The 17,278-nt window shown below is 50.2% G+C and carries 10 protein-coding genes; 6 read left to right on the forward strand and 4 right to left on the reverse strand.

Annotated features, from left to right (window positions below):
- Positions 1–32: 32 nt before the first annotated feature.
- The 3 genes from HHL17_RS08000 to HHL17_RS08010 all read right to left on the reverse strand — a co-directional run bounded on the left by HHL17_RS08000 (position 33) and on the right by HHL17_RS08010 (position 8,885).
- On the reverse strand, positions 33–1,064 hold the full coding sequence (locus HHL17_RS08000; RefSeq protein ID WP_169224214.1) for a PorP/SprF family type IX secretion system membrane protein: 1,032 nt from the start codon (positions 1,062–1,064) through the stop codon (positions 33–35).
- Positions 1,065–1,079: 15 nt separating this feature from the next.
- Positions 1,080–3,923 carry a PKD domain-containing protein gene (locus HHL17_RS08005; RefSeq protein ID WP_169224215.1) on the reverse strand — a complete coding sequence of 948 codons (2,844 nt, stop codon included), beginning with the start codon at positions 3,921–3,923 and terminating at the stop codon, positions 1,080–1,082.
- Between the two features lie 126 nt (positions 3,924–4,049).
- Positions 4,050–8,885, reverse strand: a complete 4,836-nt coding sequence (locus HHL17_RS08010) for a PKD domain-containing protein (RefSeq protein WP_169224216.1) — start codon at positions 8,883–8,885, stop codon at positions 4,050–4,052.
- 47 nt (positions 8,886–8,932) lie between these two features.
- Here HHL17_RS08010 and HHL17_RS08015 point away from each other — a divergent pair, with 47 nt between their 5' ends.
- Together HHL17_RS08015 and HHL17_RS08020 are read left to right on the forward strand one after the other, a co-directional pair.
- On the forward strand, positions 8,933–9,550 hold the full coding sequence (locus tag HHL17_RS08015; RefSeq protein ID WP_240975110.1) for a methyltransferase domain-containing protein: 618 nt from the start codon (positions 8,933–8,935) through the stop codon (positions 9,548–9,550).
- Between the two features lie 6 nt (positions 9,551–9,556).
- A complete protein-coding gene (locus HHL17_RS08020; RefSeq protein ID WP_169224217.1) occupies positions 9,557–10,243 on the forward strand; it encodes a rhodanese-like domain-containing protein in 687 nt (228 codons plus the stop codon).
- 136 nt (positions 10,244–10,379) lie between these two features.
- Here the strand turns inward: HHL17_RS08020 and HHL17_RS08025 are convergent, their stop codons facing one another.
- Entirely contained in the window at positions 10,380–11,891 is a 1,512-nt protein-coding gene (locus HHL17_RS08025) for a carboxypeptidase M32 (RefSeq protein WP_169224218.1), read from the reverse strand.
- A gap of 43 nt (positions 11,892–11,934) precedes the next feature.
- Here HHL17_RS08025 and HHL17_RS08030 point away from each other — a divergent pair, with 43 nt between their 5' ends.
- The 4 genes from HHL17_RS08030 to recN all read left to right on the forward strand — a co-directional run bounded on the left by HHL17_RS08030 (position 11,935) and on the right by recN (position 17,242).
- Positions 11,935–13,029: a Nif3-like dinuclear metal center hexameric protein gene (locus HHL17_RS08030; RefSeq protein ID WP_169224219.1), complete on the forward strand. Its 1,095-nt coding sequence runs from the start codon at positions 11,935–11,937 to the stop codon at positions 13,027–13,029.
- A 3-nt stretch (positions 13,030–13,032) separates the two neighbouring features.
- A complete protein-coding gene (locus tag HHL17_RS08035; protein WP_169224220.1) occupies positions 13,033–13,785 on the forward strand; it encodes a zinc ribbon domain-containing protein in 753 nt (250 codons plus the stop codon).
- A gap of 283 nt (positions 13,786–14,068) precedes the next feature.
- Positions 14,069–15,556: a tetratricopeptide repeat protein gene (locus HHL17_RS08040; RefSeq protein ID WP_169224221.1), complete on the forward strand. Its 1,488-nt coding sequence runs from the start codon at positions 14,069–14,071 to the stop codon at positions 15,554–15,556.
- Between the two features lie 39 nt (positions 15,557–15,595).
- Positions 15,596–17,242, forward strand: coding sequence for a DNA repair protein RecN (gene recN / locus HHL17_RS08045; RefSeq protein WP_169224222.1), 1,647 nt, complete (start codon positions 15,596–15,598; stop codon positions 17,240–17,242).
- The last annotated feature ends 36 nt before the right edge of the window (positions 17,243–17,278 follow it).

Raw genomic sequence — 17,278 nt, forward strand, 5'->3', positions numbered from 1 at the left:
TTTGGTGAAGTAAATTGTTGTTTATCAATGATTTAGAATCTTGGACAGTTTAAACGCTCCAAAGTACTGTTCCGGCTGTTGAGGAAACCCTTGAAAACCAATGACACTTCAAATCCGCCAAAGCTCTGGCTGGCTGTCCGCAACTGCGAAATATTGGCATCGTAGCTCATGGCCACTTCAAATTTTTCCATATCGATCTTCACTGTGGGGATAACTGCATCATTCCAGCGTAGAAATAACCCGCCATAGATGGCCCGGGTAGACTCCAGTCCTTCGTTCATCAGGCCATAACCAATCAGCGCACCACCGATATACTCTGAATAACCGCCCTGGTGCAGCTGGTTATAATGTGCTATCAGCTTCACCCGCTCTTCCAGCGGGATGGTGATACCCGCATTAAATGACAGCTTGGGCGCCAGCTCAATGTTTTTATCGTTGTAGAAAGAAATCTTCGCCCGGTTGAAGTGATACAAGGCGGCCCCGATGAAGTAGGCCACATCTTCCCCAATCACACTATTATAACTAAGGCCTACACCGGCGTCAAGATAAGTATATCCTTTCAGCGCCAGTTTGCCTTCTTCTCCTGTAGGGGCTGCCGGGTCAAAACGGCCGCCGGTATACTGGTTGTTGAATGTCATGTTAGTGGGGTCAAACTGCCGCTGTACCAGCCCACCCATAAAGCCGAGGGAGAGAAAACTTGTCTTGTCTTCATTCAGCGACTTGTGATAGTTGATCGCCGGAAAGATCTGGGTGGATTGCAGTTTGGAAGTACCTGCCCGGTCATAGGTCAGTTGCAGCCCGGTGGTGACATAGTCGTTGCCGTTACCAACCGGGAACTTGATCTCGCCGCTCATAGTACCGGTTTGATAAGGAATGGTGACGCTGTTCCACTGGTTGCGGTACACGGCCTGAAAGCGCACATCGCCATTGAAAATGCCGATCAGGGCCGGGTTACGGAGTATCGGGGTTTCATAAAACTGTGACAGGTGTATGTCCTGTGCCCGTAGCTGTAATCCACAGCTGAAGCAAATGACTGTCAATAAGGCTTTATATACAGTTTTCATATAGACCGCTTGTTATTATCTGAGTAATGTTACGTTGCCTTTAAGGCGGAAAAATTCGTTGGCGTCGCAATAAGCTTCCACGAAGTAGATGTATACGTCTGCTCCCTGTGGCTGTCCGTTGAAGGTACCGTTCCAGCCGGCATTGACATCTTCCACCTGAATGTTTTCCCGGTGGAAAACTTCCTGCCCGAGGCGGTTGAAGACGCGGAACGATTTCACCAGGCTGATGCCTTTGCCACGCAGGTAAAAGATATCGTTCACCCCGTCGCCATTAGGACTGAAAGTATTGGGAATAAATATCAGGTCGGTATTGCAGATGAGATCGATTTTTACTACATCGCTTTTCGTGCACCCGTATTGGTTAGTGCCTGTAATGGCATAGGAGATAGACTTCCTGACAGCCGCGTTGGTAAAGGGCGACGTCGGATTGTCAAGGTAGTCTGCGGGCGACCATTGCCATTTCACAATATCAGAGCTGCCGTTGGCCATCAGGCGGACAACATCTCCGGCCATCACCGTCTGGTCATTACCGGCGCTGATGGTAGGCACCTTTTTAACAGACACTTTTACAGACAGTGGCGCGCTCATCGGACAGATGGCATCGTTGGTGCCGGTTACCTGGTAGGTAATGTCTTCAATAGGCGTGGAAACCGGATTGGCGATGGTATTGTTGGTCAGGCCAGTTACCGGTGTCCAGTTGTAGATCGCGGCGCCGCTGGCTTTCAGTTGCACGGAGGAGCCATAGCAGGCGATCGTGTCTTTGCTGACGGTGAGGTTTACTTTGGGCACTACTGCGATATCCGTGGAGTCTCTTGTCGTGCAACCGTATACGTTAGCTGCTTCCACCAGGTAGCGGGTATTGATCACCGGAGAGGCTACCGGGTCCGGGCAGTACACGCAGCTAAGGCTGGCGCCGTTGAGCCACTGTACGGTGGCATCGGACTGGGCATGCAGGGTAACGGTACTGCCTTCGCAGATTTTAGGCTGCGCGGCAGAAGCGCGTACAAAAGGCGTCGGGTTGATGTTGATATCTTTCGTAACAGAGTCCTGACAGTTGCGGGCATCGGTGATAACAAGTTTCACCGGATATCCGCCGGAGGCGGAATAAGTGGTGGCAGGCGGTGTTTGCGCGGAAGACACTTTACCATTGCCAAAGTCCCACTGCCAGCTGGCAATCGGGATGTTAGGCGAAGGGGTGGCGTTATTGGCAAAGGAAACCGGTTGTCCTGCGCAGGTGGTGGAGGCGAGGGTGAAATCTGCCTGTGGCGCCAGAATGTTGATATTGTTTGGTTTGGTAACGATATCGTCGCAATAGGCAGGGTCTTTATAACGGATGGTCAGTTGGTCAGTGAAAATACCGGCAGTGGCCCATGTTTTCACAAAACGCTGATCGGTAGTGGTATAGGTGGAACCATCACCAAATTGCCAGGTGTAATCGGCCACCAGGTTGACCGGCACATTCAATACCTCATAAGTGGCTTTGCTGCCGCGGCAGATGCTGCTCACGCCTGCTGAAAAGTCTGCTTTGAAATAATACGCGGTCTGATAGCTGCTGTGGCTACAGTTGTTGCTGTTGTCGCTGATGGTCAGGCGTACGGTGTATTTGTCTGGTGAAGTATAGGAATGGGAGGCATTCAGACCGGTAGTTACTGGTGTGTTGTCACCAAAATCCCACTGGTAGGTGGTGGTGGGCGTTGTACCGGTGGAAGTATTGGTGAAGATAAATTTGCTCTTGTCGTTACAATCCCTGGTGACGGTGAACTGCGATACCGGACCGGTGATATTGACCATAATCGGAGCTGCCGGCGTATAACAACCGTTGCTACCGGCTTTCATATTGATGGTGATAATGCCATTGGTGGCAAAGCCGTGGCGGATATCGTTGGTGTATACTTCTTCTTTGGTACCGTCGCCATAGTCCCAGCTGTAGCTGTCGGCATATTTAGCGTTGGCCAGCAGCCTTACCGGCGCGCCTACGCAGGCGCTGGCGGGCGTAGCGGTGAAACTTACGTCCGACGGTGGATTGCCGGTGCGTACCTGTTTGTCGAACGTTTTGCTGATCTCGCAGCCGCCATTGGTACGGACAGCCAACACTACATTGTAGGTGCCTGTTTGCACATAGGCGTGAGAGGTAGTGCCGGTGGTAGTATTGGCGGTAGCGCCGTCGCCAAAAGTCCATTTCCATTCAGCCACCGGATCATTAAGATCGTTGGTAGATGTGGCATTGAAGGAGGCGGTATAAGGCACACAACCGCTGACAGGCGCGTCCAGGGATATTTGTGGCTGGGAAATAGTGATGTAGGACGCTTTTTTCAGCATTGACTGACAGCCGTTGCTATTGGTAACGGTCAGGGTTACGTCGTATTTGCCGGCCTTCGTATAGGCGTGTGAAATAAATGCGTTGCTGGTGGTAACAGGAGCGGTGCCATCGCCAAAGTCCCAGGTGCGGGCCATAGCGTTGGGCGTGGCGTCTGTAAAATTGGCGGTATAGAGCTTACAGCTGTTGGTGACATCAGCGCTGAAAGCTATCTGCGGGGTGGCCCCCACTTCAAAAGTACGGTAGTAGGTGCTGGTACCGTTTGCGAAGGTGGCTACCAGCGTCACTTTTTTAGGTCCGGGCGCCGTATAGGTGATCTGCGGATTGACGTCGTGAGATGTCCTGCCGTCGCCAAAATCCCAGCTGTAGGCCGTGGGATTACCGGTACTGTTGTTCTTAAAAGTGAGTGTTACCGGGTTACACATGGTGGCAGGTACCGCAGTATAGGAGAAATCGGCCTGCTGGGCCCACACAGGGCTGCCCTGCACCAGGAATATCAGGAGCACTAACGCGCTTAGACACTTAGCCTGTAGGTATTTCATAGGATACATACCACAAATTAACGAAAAATATTATATATATTATTTTTTGATTTTCGATTTTTTGATTTCGGGAGATGACCAACCGCCGTTATTCATCTCCCAAAATCAAAAGTTTCAAAATTATTGTTACCTGATCAACGTCACATTACCCTTCATAATGATCGATTCCCCGCTGTCACAGATAACTTCCGCGTAATACACGTATACGTCCGGATTGAGCGCGGTGCCTTTATAACGGCCATCCCAACCGAAAGAAGGATCATCGCCGTTGATACCGAAGCGCTCAAACATGACCTGGCCCCAGCGGTTATATATGCGGAATGTACGGACGGTCTGCATACCACGGCCACGGATATAGAAAACATCGTTCATGCCGTCGCCATTGGGCGAGAATGTATTGGGAATGAAGATGTTACCGCCGTTGCAGATCGTTTTGATATGGATATCGTCCCCGGCGATACAGCCGTAGCGGTTCATCACGGTCACATGATAGATGGTGCTGCCTTTGGGTGTAACCACCGGCGCAAGGCAGTTGTAGCAGCTCAGGTTATTGATGGGTGTCCATTCCACCTGCGTGATATCGTTGCTGCCTACAGCGGGTATGGGTATGACGCTGCCGGCAGCCACTTCCATGTCCGGTCCGAGGTTGATCTGCGGCGACGGCTGTACCGTTACTTTAGCCAGCACGGTGTCGGTAAAACAACCTATGTCATCATATCCTACTACCTGGTAATTGGTGGTAGTGGCGGGATTGGCAACAGGGTCCGGAATGGTGGCGTTGTTCAGGCCTGTGGCAGGTATCCATTTATAGCGATAGGCGCCACCGGATTGCATTTGCACACTTTTTCCGGAACAGATGGTGGCATCCAGCGCAAACATCCGGAATGGCTGTATCACGGTAACGCGCACACTGCTATTGCTTTTACAGCCAAACTCGCTGACAGCCTGTATTTTATAAACCGTATCCTTGTCGGGTTTTACAGTGGGTGTTTTGCTGTTGGCACTGGAAATATTGTAAGGCGTCCAGCTTACCGTAGCATTGGCATCAGTATTGGCAAACAACTGCAGCGATGCGCCTTTGCAGATGCTGGATTCAGGCGGTGTTGGTTGCAGGTCGGGGGCAGGGTGCACAACGATATTGGTGGCGGCTGTTGCCGGGCAGGAGCCGTCTGCATTGGTGATCGTCAGTTTAACCGGCGTTACGCCAATGGTGTTGAAATCCATATCCGGAGGCGATGGGATGTCGAATTCCTGTCCATTACCTAACTGCCATTTCCATTTGGTGGCCGGCAGGTTTTTGGTGTCGCTGCCACGCAGCTGTATTTTTCCTGTTACACATAACTCAGGGATAGCGGCAATGACTGGTTGCGGCTGCGGGGGTATCACTACCGGCAGTGTTTTCTGGTCTTTACAGCCGTAGTTGCTGATGATCTCCAGTGTAACGTTATAATTGCCGGGCTGTGGATAATTAAACGAGCCGTCTTTACCGTTACCGGTGTTAGTCGGCGTATACGTCCATTTGCTGGCGAAAGGCAGTCCCAGCAGATCGTTGGTCACCGCAGTGCTGGTGTTTTTGAACAACACGTTGCCACCACCGCAGGCGGCGCTGTTATCTATCGTGAAATCGGCCATGGCATTGTCTGCCACGACCTTGTCGTCTCCTTCGGCTTTTACGGCGCAACCTTTGTCGTCTATCAATGACACCCGCGGCGTATAAATACCCGGCTTGGTGTAGGTGTGGGCGGGGGCAACAGGTACTTGTGTTTTTAATACGGTACCATCGTCGAAGTCCCACTGGAAATTAGTGGTTTTATTGGCAACGGCTGTAATGTTTACTGCCAGCGGCACACAGCCGGTTGCAGGCGTAACGGCAAATGATCCGTCAGGGCCTTCTATCGTGACCGGGATTGTTTTGCTGGCAGGGCAGTCTCCTTCTGAATATACAGTCAGCTTAACGTTGTATGTTTTGGCCCGTACATAGATGTGATTACCGGGATCGTTTTTGGAAGATGTGCTGTTATCGCCGAATTCCCAGAGAGACTTCACATAGTCACTGGATTTGTTGGTGAACGGCACCGTTACCGGCGGACAAAGTTCCAGGTTAGGCGGGAAAGAAAAGTCGGCTACGGGATCGGGTACACGCAGTGTCTGTTTTTTTGTGATCTGGTCGGTACATCCTTCCCGGGTGGTGATTTTCAGCGTTACATCATAAGTGCCGGAAGCGGCATATGCCTTGGCCGGATTAACGCCGGTGCCGGTGGTGTTATCACCGAAATCCCAGGCATAGTCCACTACAGTGCCGGCAGACCTGTCGTTGAAATAAAACCGGCTGCCCTTGCACACTACGTTTGCCGGCTGGGCGAAGTCGGCTTTTACGGTTTCGAGGTACACCTGTTGCTGTGCCGGAATGATACAACCAAATTGATCGGTGGTGGTCAGCGTTACCGTATAGTCTTTAAAGTTAGTATAGGTGTGTTTGCTGTTGAGCGGCTGTGTGCCGTTGCTCTCCACGGGGCTGCCATCGCCGAAATCCCATGTCCAGTTGACGATTTTATTGCCCGCATCGATGGTGGATTTGTCGGTAAATGTCAGTTCATCTTTTATACATTTTCTGCCGGTGACGGTGAAATCTGCCACGGCACCGTGTACGTCCACGGTAACGGGGACGGCTGTACGCAAACATCCGTTTTTATCCACGATAGTGAGCTTGACGGTATAGGTACCTGATTTGCGGTAAATATGGGACAGTCCTTTAGATGGATCTACCTCATAGCCCATGAAGTAAAGCTGTGTGCCATCGCCCCAGTCCCATGCATAAGAGTTGATATTACCGGCAGTCAGCGGGCCAAGGCTCACATGCAACGCTTTGCCGATGCATACCCATGGCTCATCAGGCATCAGTACTGGCTTTTCGTCGATGATGTTGATATTGATGATTGTATCGGATTTACAAACGCCGTTATCCACCTGCAGCTTTACCGTTTTACTGCCGGTAGTGGTATAGCGGAATTCCGGGTTTTGCAGGGTGGAAGTGGCGCCGCCTTCTCCAAAATCCCAGAACCATTTTTTCTGTGGCGCCGGTTCAGGGCCGAAGTCGGAGGCGTCTTTGAACTGCCGGTGATAGGGGTCCACACAGTCCGGATCGACGGAGAACCGGGCCTGTGGCGGTAATATCTGAATGTATTTGGGTTTGAGCAGTTCGCGGATACACCCGTTGTTATTCACCACCAGGCGTACATCGTGTTGGCCTATATGATTAAAGCTGTAGGTAGGATCTTTGCCGGTGATGGTACCATTATCCTGCGGAAAAATCCACATATAGGTGACATAAGGGCCTACCGGTGTGGACAAGTTGGTAAACTTGACAGGGTCGATAGCACAGGATATGAGAGGTGTTGCCGTAAAGTCTACTACGGGCGGCGCCCCGGTATGGAAAACAGTTTTAGCGGCTGCAGTGCAGCCGCTGGCGGTCGTTATTTTCAGCGTGACTGAAAAAATTCCCTCTTTGTCGAAAATGTGCGTAGGATTCTGTTCATTGGAGGTTGTACCATCTCCGAAGTCCCATTCGTAGCTGACCACATTCTCTACGCTGGTGACCTGTGCCTGAAACGGGATGATCATCGGGATACAGCCTTCCGTGCCGGCGGGAAAAATCGTGGCAGATGGCGGGGTGATGAGAATATAGCCGTCTTTGCTTGCTGTCGTTGTGCAATTGCTGCCATTGGAAGCCTGGAGCGTAACGCTGTATGTACCGTAGCGGTTATAAGTATGCGTTGGGTTTTCTTCTGTAGAGGTAGTGCCGTCACCGAAATCCCATAACCACGAGGTGGCGTTCTGCGACTGTGCTTTAAAGCTGGTTGTCAGTGGGGCTGCGCAAGACCGGGTGGGTGTACCTATAGGGTCGATCGTTGGGCGCTCATTGATATGTACAGTTTGTTCAATATCCTGGGAGCAGGTACCAATGATAGCGCTCATCTTCACCTTGTAATCACCGGCGGTGGCAGCAAAAAACGAAGCGTTGGGACCTGTGGAAGTGCTACCATCCGGCATAACCCAGGTGACCTTGTCCGGTGTAGGCACGGTAGTGCTGGAAAGTGTGGCCATTGTGCCGGCACATCCTTGTTTCAGGACAAAGCCGGGCGTTAGTTTTTTGATGACAACATAGTTCTTTTTCACCAGTGGTGCGGCGCAACTGTTGGTGCTGGTGGGGATAAGCGTAACGGTATAACTGCCTTCAGCTGTATAGGTGTGTGTGGCGTCAGTGCCGGTAGTACCGTCGCCGTAGTCCCACACATACGAAATCGGATCGCCGGTGGTGTTGGTGCTGGTATTCTGAAAGGTGACCGTCAATGGCGCCACGCAGCTCTGCGTTTTATCTGCTGTGAAAGACAGTACGGGCGCTTCTTTGGCGGTGATGGTCACCGGATCGCTGCTGGTACGGCATCCTTTGCTGTTGGTTACCAGGCTGATAACATTGTACGAGCCGGTTTCCGTGAATTCGTGGGAAACCGCCGGACCGCCATCTGCGGCGCCATCTCCGAAGTTCCAGATGATGCTTTCGATGGTGCCGTCGCCAGGAGTGGAGTGGTCCGTAAAGTTAACTGTCAGTGGCTTACAGCCGCTGGTTTTATCTGCCGTAAAGGAAACTACGGGTCTGTTGTAAACGGTGATGTCTACCGTTTTGATGATTTTTTTGCCGGAATAATCCACCGTGAGGGTGACGTGATACACGCCCGGATCGGGAAATATCCTGGAAGGAGTGGGATTGCCGGTCACCTTGGCGCCAATGCCGAAATCCCATTCCAGGCTGGTATAGCCAGGATCGAGCCGGGAATTGAAAGCAACCGTGAAAGGTGGACAGTCGGCGGTTTTATCTGGTAAAATCTCTACGTTTTGCGCGAACAGGTCACAGGAAAATACAAGCAGGAGTAGCAAAACGATGGCAATCCTAGTGTTTTTCATCAGGCATAGGGTGGTCAATCGGGAAATAAAGTATAAAAATAACAATTATGTTTGTAAATAGCGATTTTAAGAAGAATGATAATATGGAGACTACAGACCCTCAATACTGGAATAACCGTTATTTGACAGGGGATATTGGCTGGGACATGGGACGGGTGTCGCCGCCCCTGCAAGCGTATATTGATCAACTGGAAGACAGGGACCTGGAGATACTGATACCGGGCGCCGGGAACAGTTACGAAGCTGCTTATCTGCTGGAGAAAGGGTTTCGCCGGGTAACGGTGCTGGATATCGCACCGGCATTGATTGAACAGCTGCGGCAGGCTTTTGCCGGTACCGCTTTACAGATAGTGGAAGACGATTTTTTCCGGCATGAAGGTCGGTATGATATCGTACTGGAGCAAACCTTCTTTTGCGCGCTGGACCCATCTCTTCGCCGGGATTATGTAACGCATATGCATACACTGATCAAACCTGGTGGTCATCTGGCTGGCGTATTGTTTAACAGAAATTTTTCACATGATGGCCCGCCTTTTGGGGGTATGGAGGCCGAATACCGGGAATTGTTCGCACCCCTGTTTGAATTGAAGACATTGGAGCGGTGTTATAATTCCCACCCTGCCCGGCAGGGAAGCGAAGTGTTTATCAATTTTTTACCGAAATAATCCAATATGTACCGTTTTTTGATGGCCGCCCTGCTGTTATGCACGGGTGGCGCTTTACAAGCCCAACAGCCGCAACAGGAAGACGCAAAAACTTTTGCCCGGGACATTCAACAACCTGGTGTGCAAATATTTGATGTGCGTACGGCAGCAGAATATAACACCGGTCATCTGCCTAATGCTTTACAGGCCGATTATACCAACAAACCGGAATTTAATGAGCGGGTGAAATACCTGGACAAACAGAAGCCTGTGTATATCTATTGCCTTAGCGGAGGACGCAGTACCAAAGCGGCGCAGTGGATGCGGGAGAATGGTTTCAGCAAGGTAGTGGAGCTGGAAAATGGTGTGAGTGCCTGGAAACAGGCCGGTTTGCAACTGGAAGGCGTGAATGTAAAAAAAACACAGCTGACCATGGATGCTTACAACAAAGGAATTGCAAAAGGTGTAGTGCTGACGGATGTGGGTGCTGAATGGTGCCCGCCCTGCAAACAGCTGGAGCCAGTGTTGAAAACGTTTTTGCAAAGTCATCAGCAGGTGAAGCTGATGAAAGTAGACGGTGGCAATGATACCGATGTGATGAAAGCCATTGGCGCCAAAGGATTACCCACACTGATTGTGTACAAAAATGGCAAGGAAGTGTGGAGAAAACAGGGTGTGGCTACAGCAGAAGAGTTGGCCGCAGCCGTGAAGTAGGACAGAAAAAGATATTCAGTAAAAGCCCCGGGCCATGGCCCGGGGCTTTTTATGTTATAAGTGAAGTGTTATGGAATTGACGGTAGTTACCTGGCAGTGGGTCCTTTTTCCCGGGTATTTCCGTTCTGGCGTGGGTTTACCAGTTGTAAATACCGGCATATTTCTTTTCGGCATAGTCAAGGAAGTAGCTGAATTGCAGTTCCTGACCGGTGACTTTCTTACAGAGTTCATTGGAAGTATAGAACCGTCCGAAGGGATGGATATTGGTACGCAGCCATTCCAGTAGGGAATGGTAGTTGCCATGGCTGATGGCATCGTCCAGTCCGGGTACCTGCTTTTGAGCGGTGGTAAAGAACTGGGCAGCATAGAAACTTCCGAGGGAATACGTAGGGAAATAGCCGAAGCTGCCGTGTGACCAGTGGATATCCTGTAAAACGCCCTGTACATCATCGGGTACGGTTACGTGCAGGTATTTCCGGTAGTGTTCATTCCAGACATGTTGCAGATCGTTGACCGGAATACTGCCATCCATCAGTCCTTTTTCTATTTCATAGCGGATCATGATATGGAAATGGTAGGTCAGTTCATCCGCTTCCGTGCGGATCAGGGATGGCTGCACCTGGTTGATGGCCTGATAGAACCTTTCCAGGGACACATTGCCCAGATTTTCGGGGAACAGCTGTTGCAGGCGGGCGTAGTGGAATTTCCAAAAGTTAAGGCTACGGCCTACATTGTTTTCCCATAGGCGGGACTGTGATTCGTGAATACCCAGGCTGGTGGCTTCTCCGCAGGGGAGGCCGTATTGTTCCGCCGGGAGTCCCTGTTCGTAGAGTGCGTGGCCGCCTTCATGGATGCAGCTCCAGGTCATGTTACCAAAGTCATTTTCATCGATGCGGGTGGTGACCCTTACATCGTGGGGGTTGAAGCTGGTGGTGAAGGGGTGTTCGGAGATGTCCTGCCGGCCTGCCTGGAGGTCGTAGCCCATTTCTTTCAGCAGGTCGAGGCCCAGTTGCCATTGTTTATCGCGATCATAGCGTTTCAGCAGGAAATCCTTTTCCACCTGTGGCCTGGCTTCAATTTTAGCCAGCAGGGGTGACAGGGCGCTTTTTACGTCCTCGAAGATTTTGTCCAGCATGGTGGTGGTGGCGCCTTTCTCGTATTCGTTGAGCAGCGCGTTGTATGGATGGCCTTCATAGCCCAGGATAGTGGTTTCCTGTTTTTTGAGGGCGATCATTTTGGTGAGGGCCGGCGCAAAGATGCTGTAGTCGTTGGCTTTGCGGGCTTTGATCCAGGCATGGTAACTTTCGTTGGTGGCATTGGACATCTCTGCCACGAACGAAGCCGGGTATTTTTTGTTTTTATCGTAGTCTTCCAGGGAGAGGGCGATGTTTTTCTGCTGGAGGGCGTCGAGATCTTTGTGGTGGTGCAGTTGCCGGAGGAGGTCGCCGAGCGCGTCTTCCGTGAACAGTTCATGGGCGATGCCGCTGAGGGTGGTCAGTTGCTGGCCTCTGAAGGCGGCGCCTTTTTCAGGCAGGTATGTTTCCTGGTCCCAGCCCAATACAGCCATGGTATTTCTTACGTCTGCAATTTTTTGCATCTTTGATTGGTACCCGGTATATTGTTCTGCAGTAGATTTGCTTCCTGTCATAACTGGATTTTTTGCAAATGTACAGGATACCAATTGCTTTGCTATGAAGATAAAAGAGATCATACAGGTACTGGAGGCTTATGCGCCTTTGCCGTACCAGGAGAGTTACGATAATGCCGGCCTTATTTTCGGCGATCCGTCGTGGGAGGTGACCAATGTCCTGTTGACGCTGGATGCCACCGAGGCGGTGATCGATGAGGCGATTGCGCGGGGGTGCAACCTGGTGGTGGCGCATCATCCTATTGTTTTCGGCGGGCTGAAAAAGATCAACGGCCGGTCGTATGTGGAGCGGGTGGCTATTAAGGCTATCAAGCATGATGTTGCCGTATATGCAGCGCATACCAACCTGGATAATGTGCGTAACGGCGTATGTGCGCAGATGGCGGACAGGCTGGGGCTGGAGCGGTGCCGGGTGTTGCAGCCGAAGACCGGTCTGCTGAAGAAGCTGTATACTTTTGTGCCGGTGGCCGATGCAGAGAAGGTGAGGGCTGCTTTGTTTGCTGCCGGTGCCGGGCATATCGGCAATTACAGCGAATGCAGCTTTAATGCAGAAGGGCAGGGCACTTTCAAGGGTGGTGCCGGTACCGATCCGTATGTGGGTACGCCCGGAGAAAGACATTTTGAGACGGAAATAAAGTTGGAAGTGATTTTTCCGGTATATTTGGAATCCGGGATTGTACAGGCCCTGTTGACAAGTCATCCCTATGAAGAGGTGGCTTATGACGTGGTGACGCTGGACAATGCTTACCAGCAGGTAGGTTCCGGGTTGGTGGGTGAGCTGCCGGAGCCGATGGAGGAGCAGGCGTTCCTGGCATGGGTGAAGCAGCAGTTCGAGACCGGTTGTGTGCGGTATACCCCTTTGAGGGGCCGTCCGGTGAAGAAAGTGGCTTTGTGTGGGGGAGCGGGGAGCTTCCTGCTAAAGCGGGCCATTGCGGCAGGGGCGGATGCCTACATTTCCGCAGACTTTAAATATCATGAATTTTTTGACGCTGATAATCAAATAGTTATAGCAGACATCGGACATTTCGAGAGTGAGCAGTTCACAGTGGAATTATTTTATCATATATTGACTGAAAAATTCCGTAATTTTGCGCCTCTTAAATCTACGATTAAAACAAACCCGGTAAATTATTTATAATACATGGCTACCGTAAAAGAATACTCCGTTGAAGAAAAATTAGCATCTGTGCTCAAGCTGCAGAAGATTGATTCCAAGCTGGATGAAATCCAGGTGTTGAAAGGGGAGTTGCCGATTGAAGTAAAGGACCTGGAAGATGAGATCGAAGGGTTAAATACACGTCAGTCTCACATTGAGAATGAGATCAAAGGTATCCAGGACTTCGTTACCAGCAAGAAAACTGCTATTAAAGATGCAGAAGCGCTGATCAAGAAGTATGAGAAGCAGCAGGACAATGTGAAGAACAACCGTGAGTTTGAGGCGATCACCAAGGAAATGGAGATGCAGTCACTGGAGATCAAACTGGCTGAAAAGCATATCAAAGACGCGAACGAAGAGATAAAAGAAAAATCCCGCACCCTGGAAGTAGCTAAAAAGGCGATCGCCGATAAAGAGGCTAACCTGAAGCACAAGAAAGGGGAACTGGAGAAAATCGTAGCAGAAACTGAGAAAGAGGAAAAAGGTTTCCGTAAGGAAAGTGAAGATGCTAAAGCTAAAGTAGACCCCCGTTTACTGGCTGCCTACGAAAAAATCCGCAAAAACTACCGTAACGGCCTGGCCGTGGTAACGGTAGAGCGTGACTCCTGCGGCGGTTGCTACAACGCGATTCCTCCTCAACGTCAGGCAGAGATCCGTCAGCACAAAAAAATCATCGTTTGTGAGCACTGCGGCCGTATCCTGGTAGACAACGACCTCGAGGCGACTGTTACCATCTGATGCGATCAGGCATATCAAAAACATTGAAAAAGGGCATCCATGGATGCCCTTTTTTCGTATAAGTGTTACCGTTATAAAAATATACTAATTTATTTAGCTTTGTTTTACTAAATATGTTAGCTTTGCCCCTGTACACCATACGCAGGTAGTTTGCGTAGCAGTTCTTTTAATTTGTGGCAGGAAATTGGATGGGGCATGCAACATTTAAAAAATGTGAATTGTTAATTTGGGATTTGTGGAATTGTTGTGTGAGATTTGAGATTATTCCAGGAATTTTGCCCTTATGCGTATTATTTTTTCTTTGATTCTTTTGCTGGGATTAGGATTTACAGTTGATGCAAGACAGAAGACCTATGATTTCAACAGCCGTTGTGAACAGGCCTATGAAGCGATCATGGAATTGCGGTTAAACGCCGGAAAGGCGCTGTTGGAAGCAGAAAAGAAAGAAAACCCGGACAACCTGGTACCTTATTTTCTGGATAACTACGTGGACTTCTTCCCGTTGTTTTTCAATGAGGACCCGGCGGAATACGCCCGGAAGAGAGGCATGCGTTCCATCCGGCTGGACATGATGCTGGAAGGGTCACCGGATTCTCCCTACTATCTGTACACACAGGCGGCTATCAAGTTTCAATGGGCGATGATCAAAATCAAGTTCAATGAAAAATGGGACGCTACCTGGGAGATACGCAAGGCTTACATGACCCTGAAGGAAAACCAGCGCCGGTTCCCGGACTTCATGCCCAACCGCTTATTGCTGGGGGCCATGCAGACAGTTTTCGGCACTATCCCGGAAGGGTATAAGTGGATCACCAATATCCTGGGGATGAAGGGAAGTATCCACCAGGGCATGGAAAATGTGAATGCTTTTATTGAAAGCAATGCCCCGGAAGCGAAACTGTTCAGGGAAGAATCCTATTATTACTACTGTTACCTGATGCTCTTTATTGTGAATAAACCCGAAGATACCTGGGCTTTTCTCCAAAAGAAGCAGCTGGACACAAAGAATAACTACCTGTATGCCTTGATGGTGGCCAACCTGTCGTTGAACAACCAGAAGGCGGCCAATGGCATCCGGGTACTGGAAGAACGGCATGATTCCAATGAATACGCAGATATAGAATACTATAATTACGTATTCGGATTATTGAAACTGACCCGGCTGGACAGCGATGCGCATGTGTACCTGGAAAGGTTTGTCAATGATTTTAAAGGGAAGTTCTATGTGAAGGAGTGCCTGCAACGGTTAAGCTGGTTCTATTACCTCGAAGGCAATCAGGCCATGGCCAACAAATACAGGAACATGATCCTGAGCCGGGGCGGTACGGAAACAGATGCCGACAAACAGGCGTTGAAGGAAGCTGAAAGCGGCAGATGGCCCAATCCCTTCCTGCTGAAAGTACGATTGCAGAGCGACGGCGGGTTCTTTAATGAGGCACTGAAACTGCTGCTGACAAAAAAAGCGGCCGATTTCCCTGCCATGGAAGACAAACTGGAATACGCCTACCGCCTTGGCCGTATCTATGATGAAACCGGACAAGACGACAAAGCCATTACCATGTACGAAGTGACAATCAAGGTAGGGGCCAACAGGCCGGAGTATTATGCAGCCAGAGCTTCCCTGCAATTAGGGTATATTTACGAAAAAAGAAAAGATAAAACCAAAGCCATTCAATGTTATCAGCAATGTCTGGACATGAAAGGCCACGATTATAAAAACTCCCTCGACCAACGGGCAAAAGCAGGTATACAACGTGTAAATGGCAGTTGAGCGGGGAGAAAAATTGTGATTCAAGTTATTTCCTGACTTATGTTACAGCGACTAATCATTAAAAACTACGCCATTATTGATCACCTGGAAGTGGATTTTTCAGGTAATCTCAATGTCATTACCGGTGAAACCGGTGCCGGTAAATCTATTTTACTGGGCGCCCTGTCCATGATCCTGGGAGAACGTGCTGATCCCGGGGTATTGTTCGATAAAACCGGCAAATGTGTAATTGAAGGTATCTTCAAGGTGAAAAAATCACAGGTGGCCGCTTTTTTCCAGCAACATGAACTGGACCTGGAAGACCCGCTGATCATCCGCCGGGAAATCAGCGCCGCCGGCAAATCAAGGGCGTTTGTAAATGATACTCCTGTCAACATATCCCAGCTGTCTGAGCTGTCCGGCTACCTGGTAGACCTGCACCAGCAGTTTGATACCCTGGAACTGGGCAACGCCGATTTCCAGCGGGAAGTAATTGACGCACTGGCCAAACCGGCTGCATTACAAGTGTACCATAACCTGTTTCTGCAATACCTGCAAGTGCAGAAAAAATACAAACAGCTGCAGGATGACCGCGATCAGGCCAACAAAGAGCTGGATTATAATAAGTTCCTCCTGGATGAACTGCTGGAAGCGGATTTCAGTCCCAATGAAGTAGAAGAGCTGGACAATGAGCTGCAGCTGCTGACACATGCGGAAGAGATCAAAAACACCCTCAACCGGGTATTTTTCCAGCTGAAGGAAGATGAACAACCGATCCTGCAACAACTGAAACAACTTCAATCCTCCATTCAACATATTTCCTCCTTCCATAAAGACATGCCGGCCGTATCCGAAAGGATGCTGTCTGCCTACCTGGAGCTGCAGGATATTGCCGGTGAAGTGGATAGCATCAACGATCAGGTACACTACGATGCACAACGCATTGAGCAGGTAAATGAGCGGATGACGCTGGGATACCGGCTCTTCAAAAAACATGGGGTACAGACGACAGACGAGCTGCTGGTCATCAAAGACACACTGGCTGCAAGAGTAGACGGTGTGCTGAACCTCGATGAGCAGCTGGCGGCGCTTGAAAAAGAGCAGGCACAACTGCATGACGCCCTGATGAAGGATGCTGCGGCCATTACCGCTGAGAGACAAGAACAGGTGGCGCCTTTCGAGAAAAACGTGAATTCGCTGCTGGCACAGGTAGGCATGCCTAATGCCCGTCTCAAGGTAGATATTGTACAGGGTGAGTTGAATCCTTACGGACAGGATACGATCGAGTTCCTGTTTGATGCCAACCGCAGCAACCAGTTTGCACCGGTAGGCAAAGTGGCTTCCGGTGGTGAGTTGAGCCGTTTGATGCTCTGTATCAAATCACTGGTGGCGCAGTCGGTTGCGTTGCCTACCCTTATCTTCGACGAAATTGATACCGGTATTTCCGGTGAAGCCGCCAGACAGGTGGGCGTTATCCTGAAAGACCTGGCCAAGGCGCATCAGATCATCTGTATCACCCACCAGCCGCAGATAGCCGGTAAAGCTGACGCACATTATTTTGTATATAAAGATGCCCGTGCAGAGAAAGTGACTACCAGCGTAAGGCTGCTGTCTATGGAAGAGAGAATAGACAAGATCGCGCAAATGCTCAGTGGTGAACGGCCTACAGCTGCCGCCCTTGAAAATGCCCGCGAGATGGTAAGATAACACAGGCGTAACCGTTATTGCTTCCCTGCCCGAATG

This window comes from Chitinophaga fulva (assembly GCF_012927205.1).
GTDB lineage: Bacteria > Bacteroidota > Bacteroidia > Chitinophagales > Chitinophagaceae > Chitinophaga > Chitinophaga fulva.

Coding starts and splice junctions, on each gene's coding strand:
- HHL17_RS08035 (WP_169224220.1), top strand. CDS start 13,033: ATGGCTACCGTAAAAGAATACTCCGTTGAAGAAAAATTAGCATCTGTG.
- HHL17_RS08020 (WP_169224217.1), top strand. CDS start 9,557: ATGTACCGTTTTTTGATGGCCGCCCTGCTGTTATGCACGGGTGGCGCT.
- recN (WP_169224222.1), top strand. CDS start 15,596: ATGTTACAGCGACTAATCATTAAAAACTACGCCATTATTGATCACCTG.
- HHL17_RS08040 (WP_169224221.1), top strand. CDS start 14,069: ATGCGTATTATTTTTTCTTTGATTCTTTTGCTGGGATTAGGATTTACA.
- HHL17_RS08010 (WP_169224216.1), bottom strand. CDS start 8,885: ATGAAAAACACTAGGATTGCCATCGTTTTGCTACTCCTGCTTGTATTT.
- HHL17_RS08005 (WP_169224215.1), bottom strand. CDS start 3,923: ATGAAATACCTACAGGCTAAGTGTCTAAGCGCGTTAGTGCTCCTGATA.
- HHL17_RS08000 (WP_169224214.1), bottom strand. CDS start 1,064: ATGAAAACTGTATATAAAGCCTTATTGACAGTCATTTGCTTCAGCTGT.
- HHL17_RS08025 (WP_169224218.1), bottom strand. CDS start 11,891: ATGACAGGAAGCAAATCTACTGCAGAACAATATACCGGGTACCAATCA.
- HHL17_RS08030 (WP_169224219.1), top strand. CDS start 11,935: ATGAAGATAAAAGAGATCATACAGGTACTGGAGGCTTATGCGCCTTTG.
- HHL17_RS08015 (WP_240975110.1), top strand. CDS start 8,933: ATGTTTGTAAATAGCGATTTTAAGAAGAATGATAATATGGAGACTACA.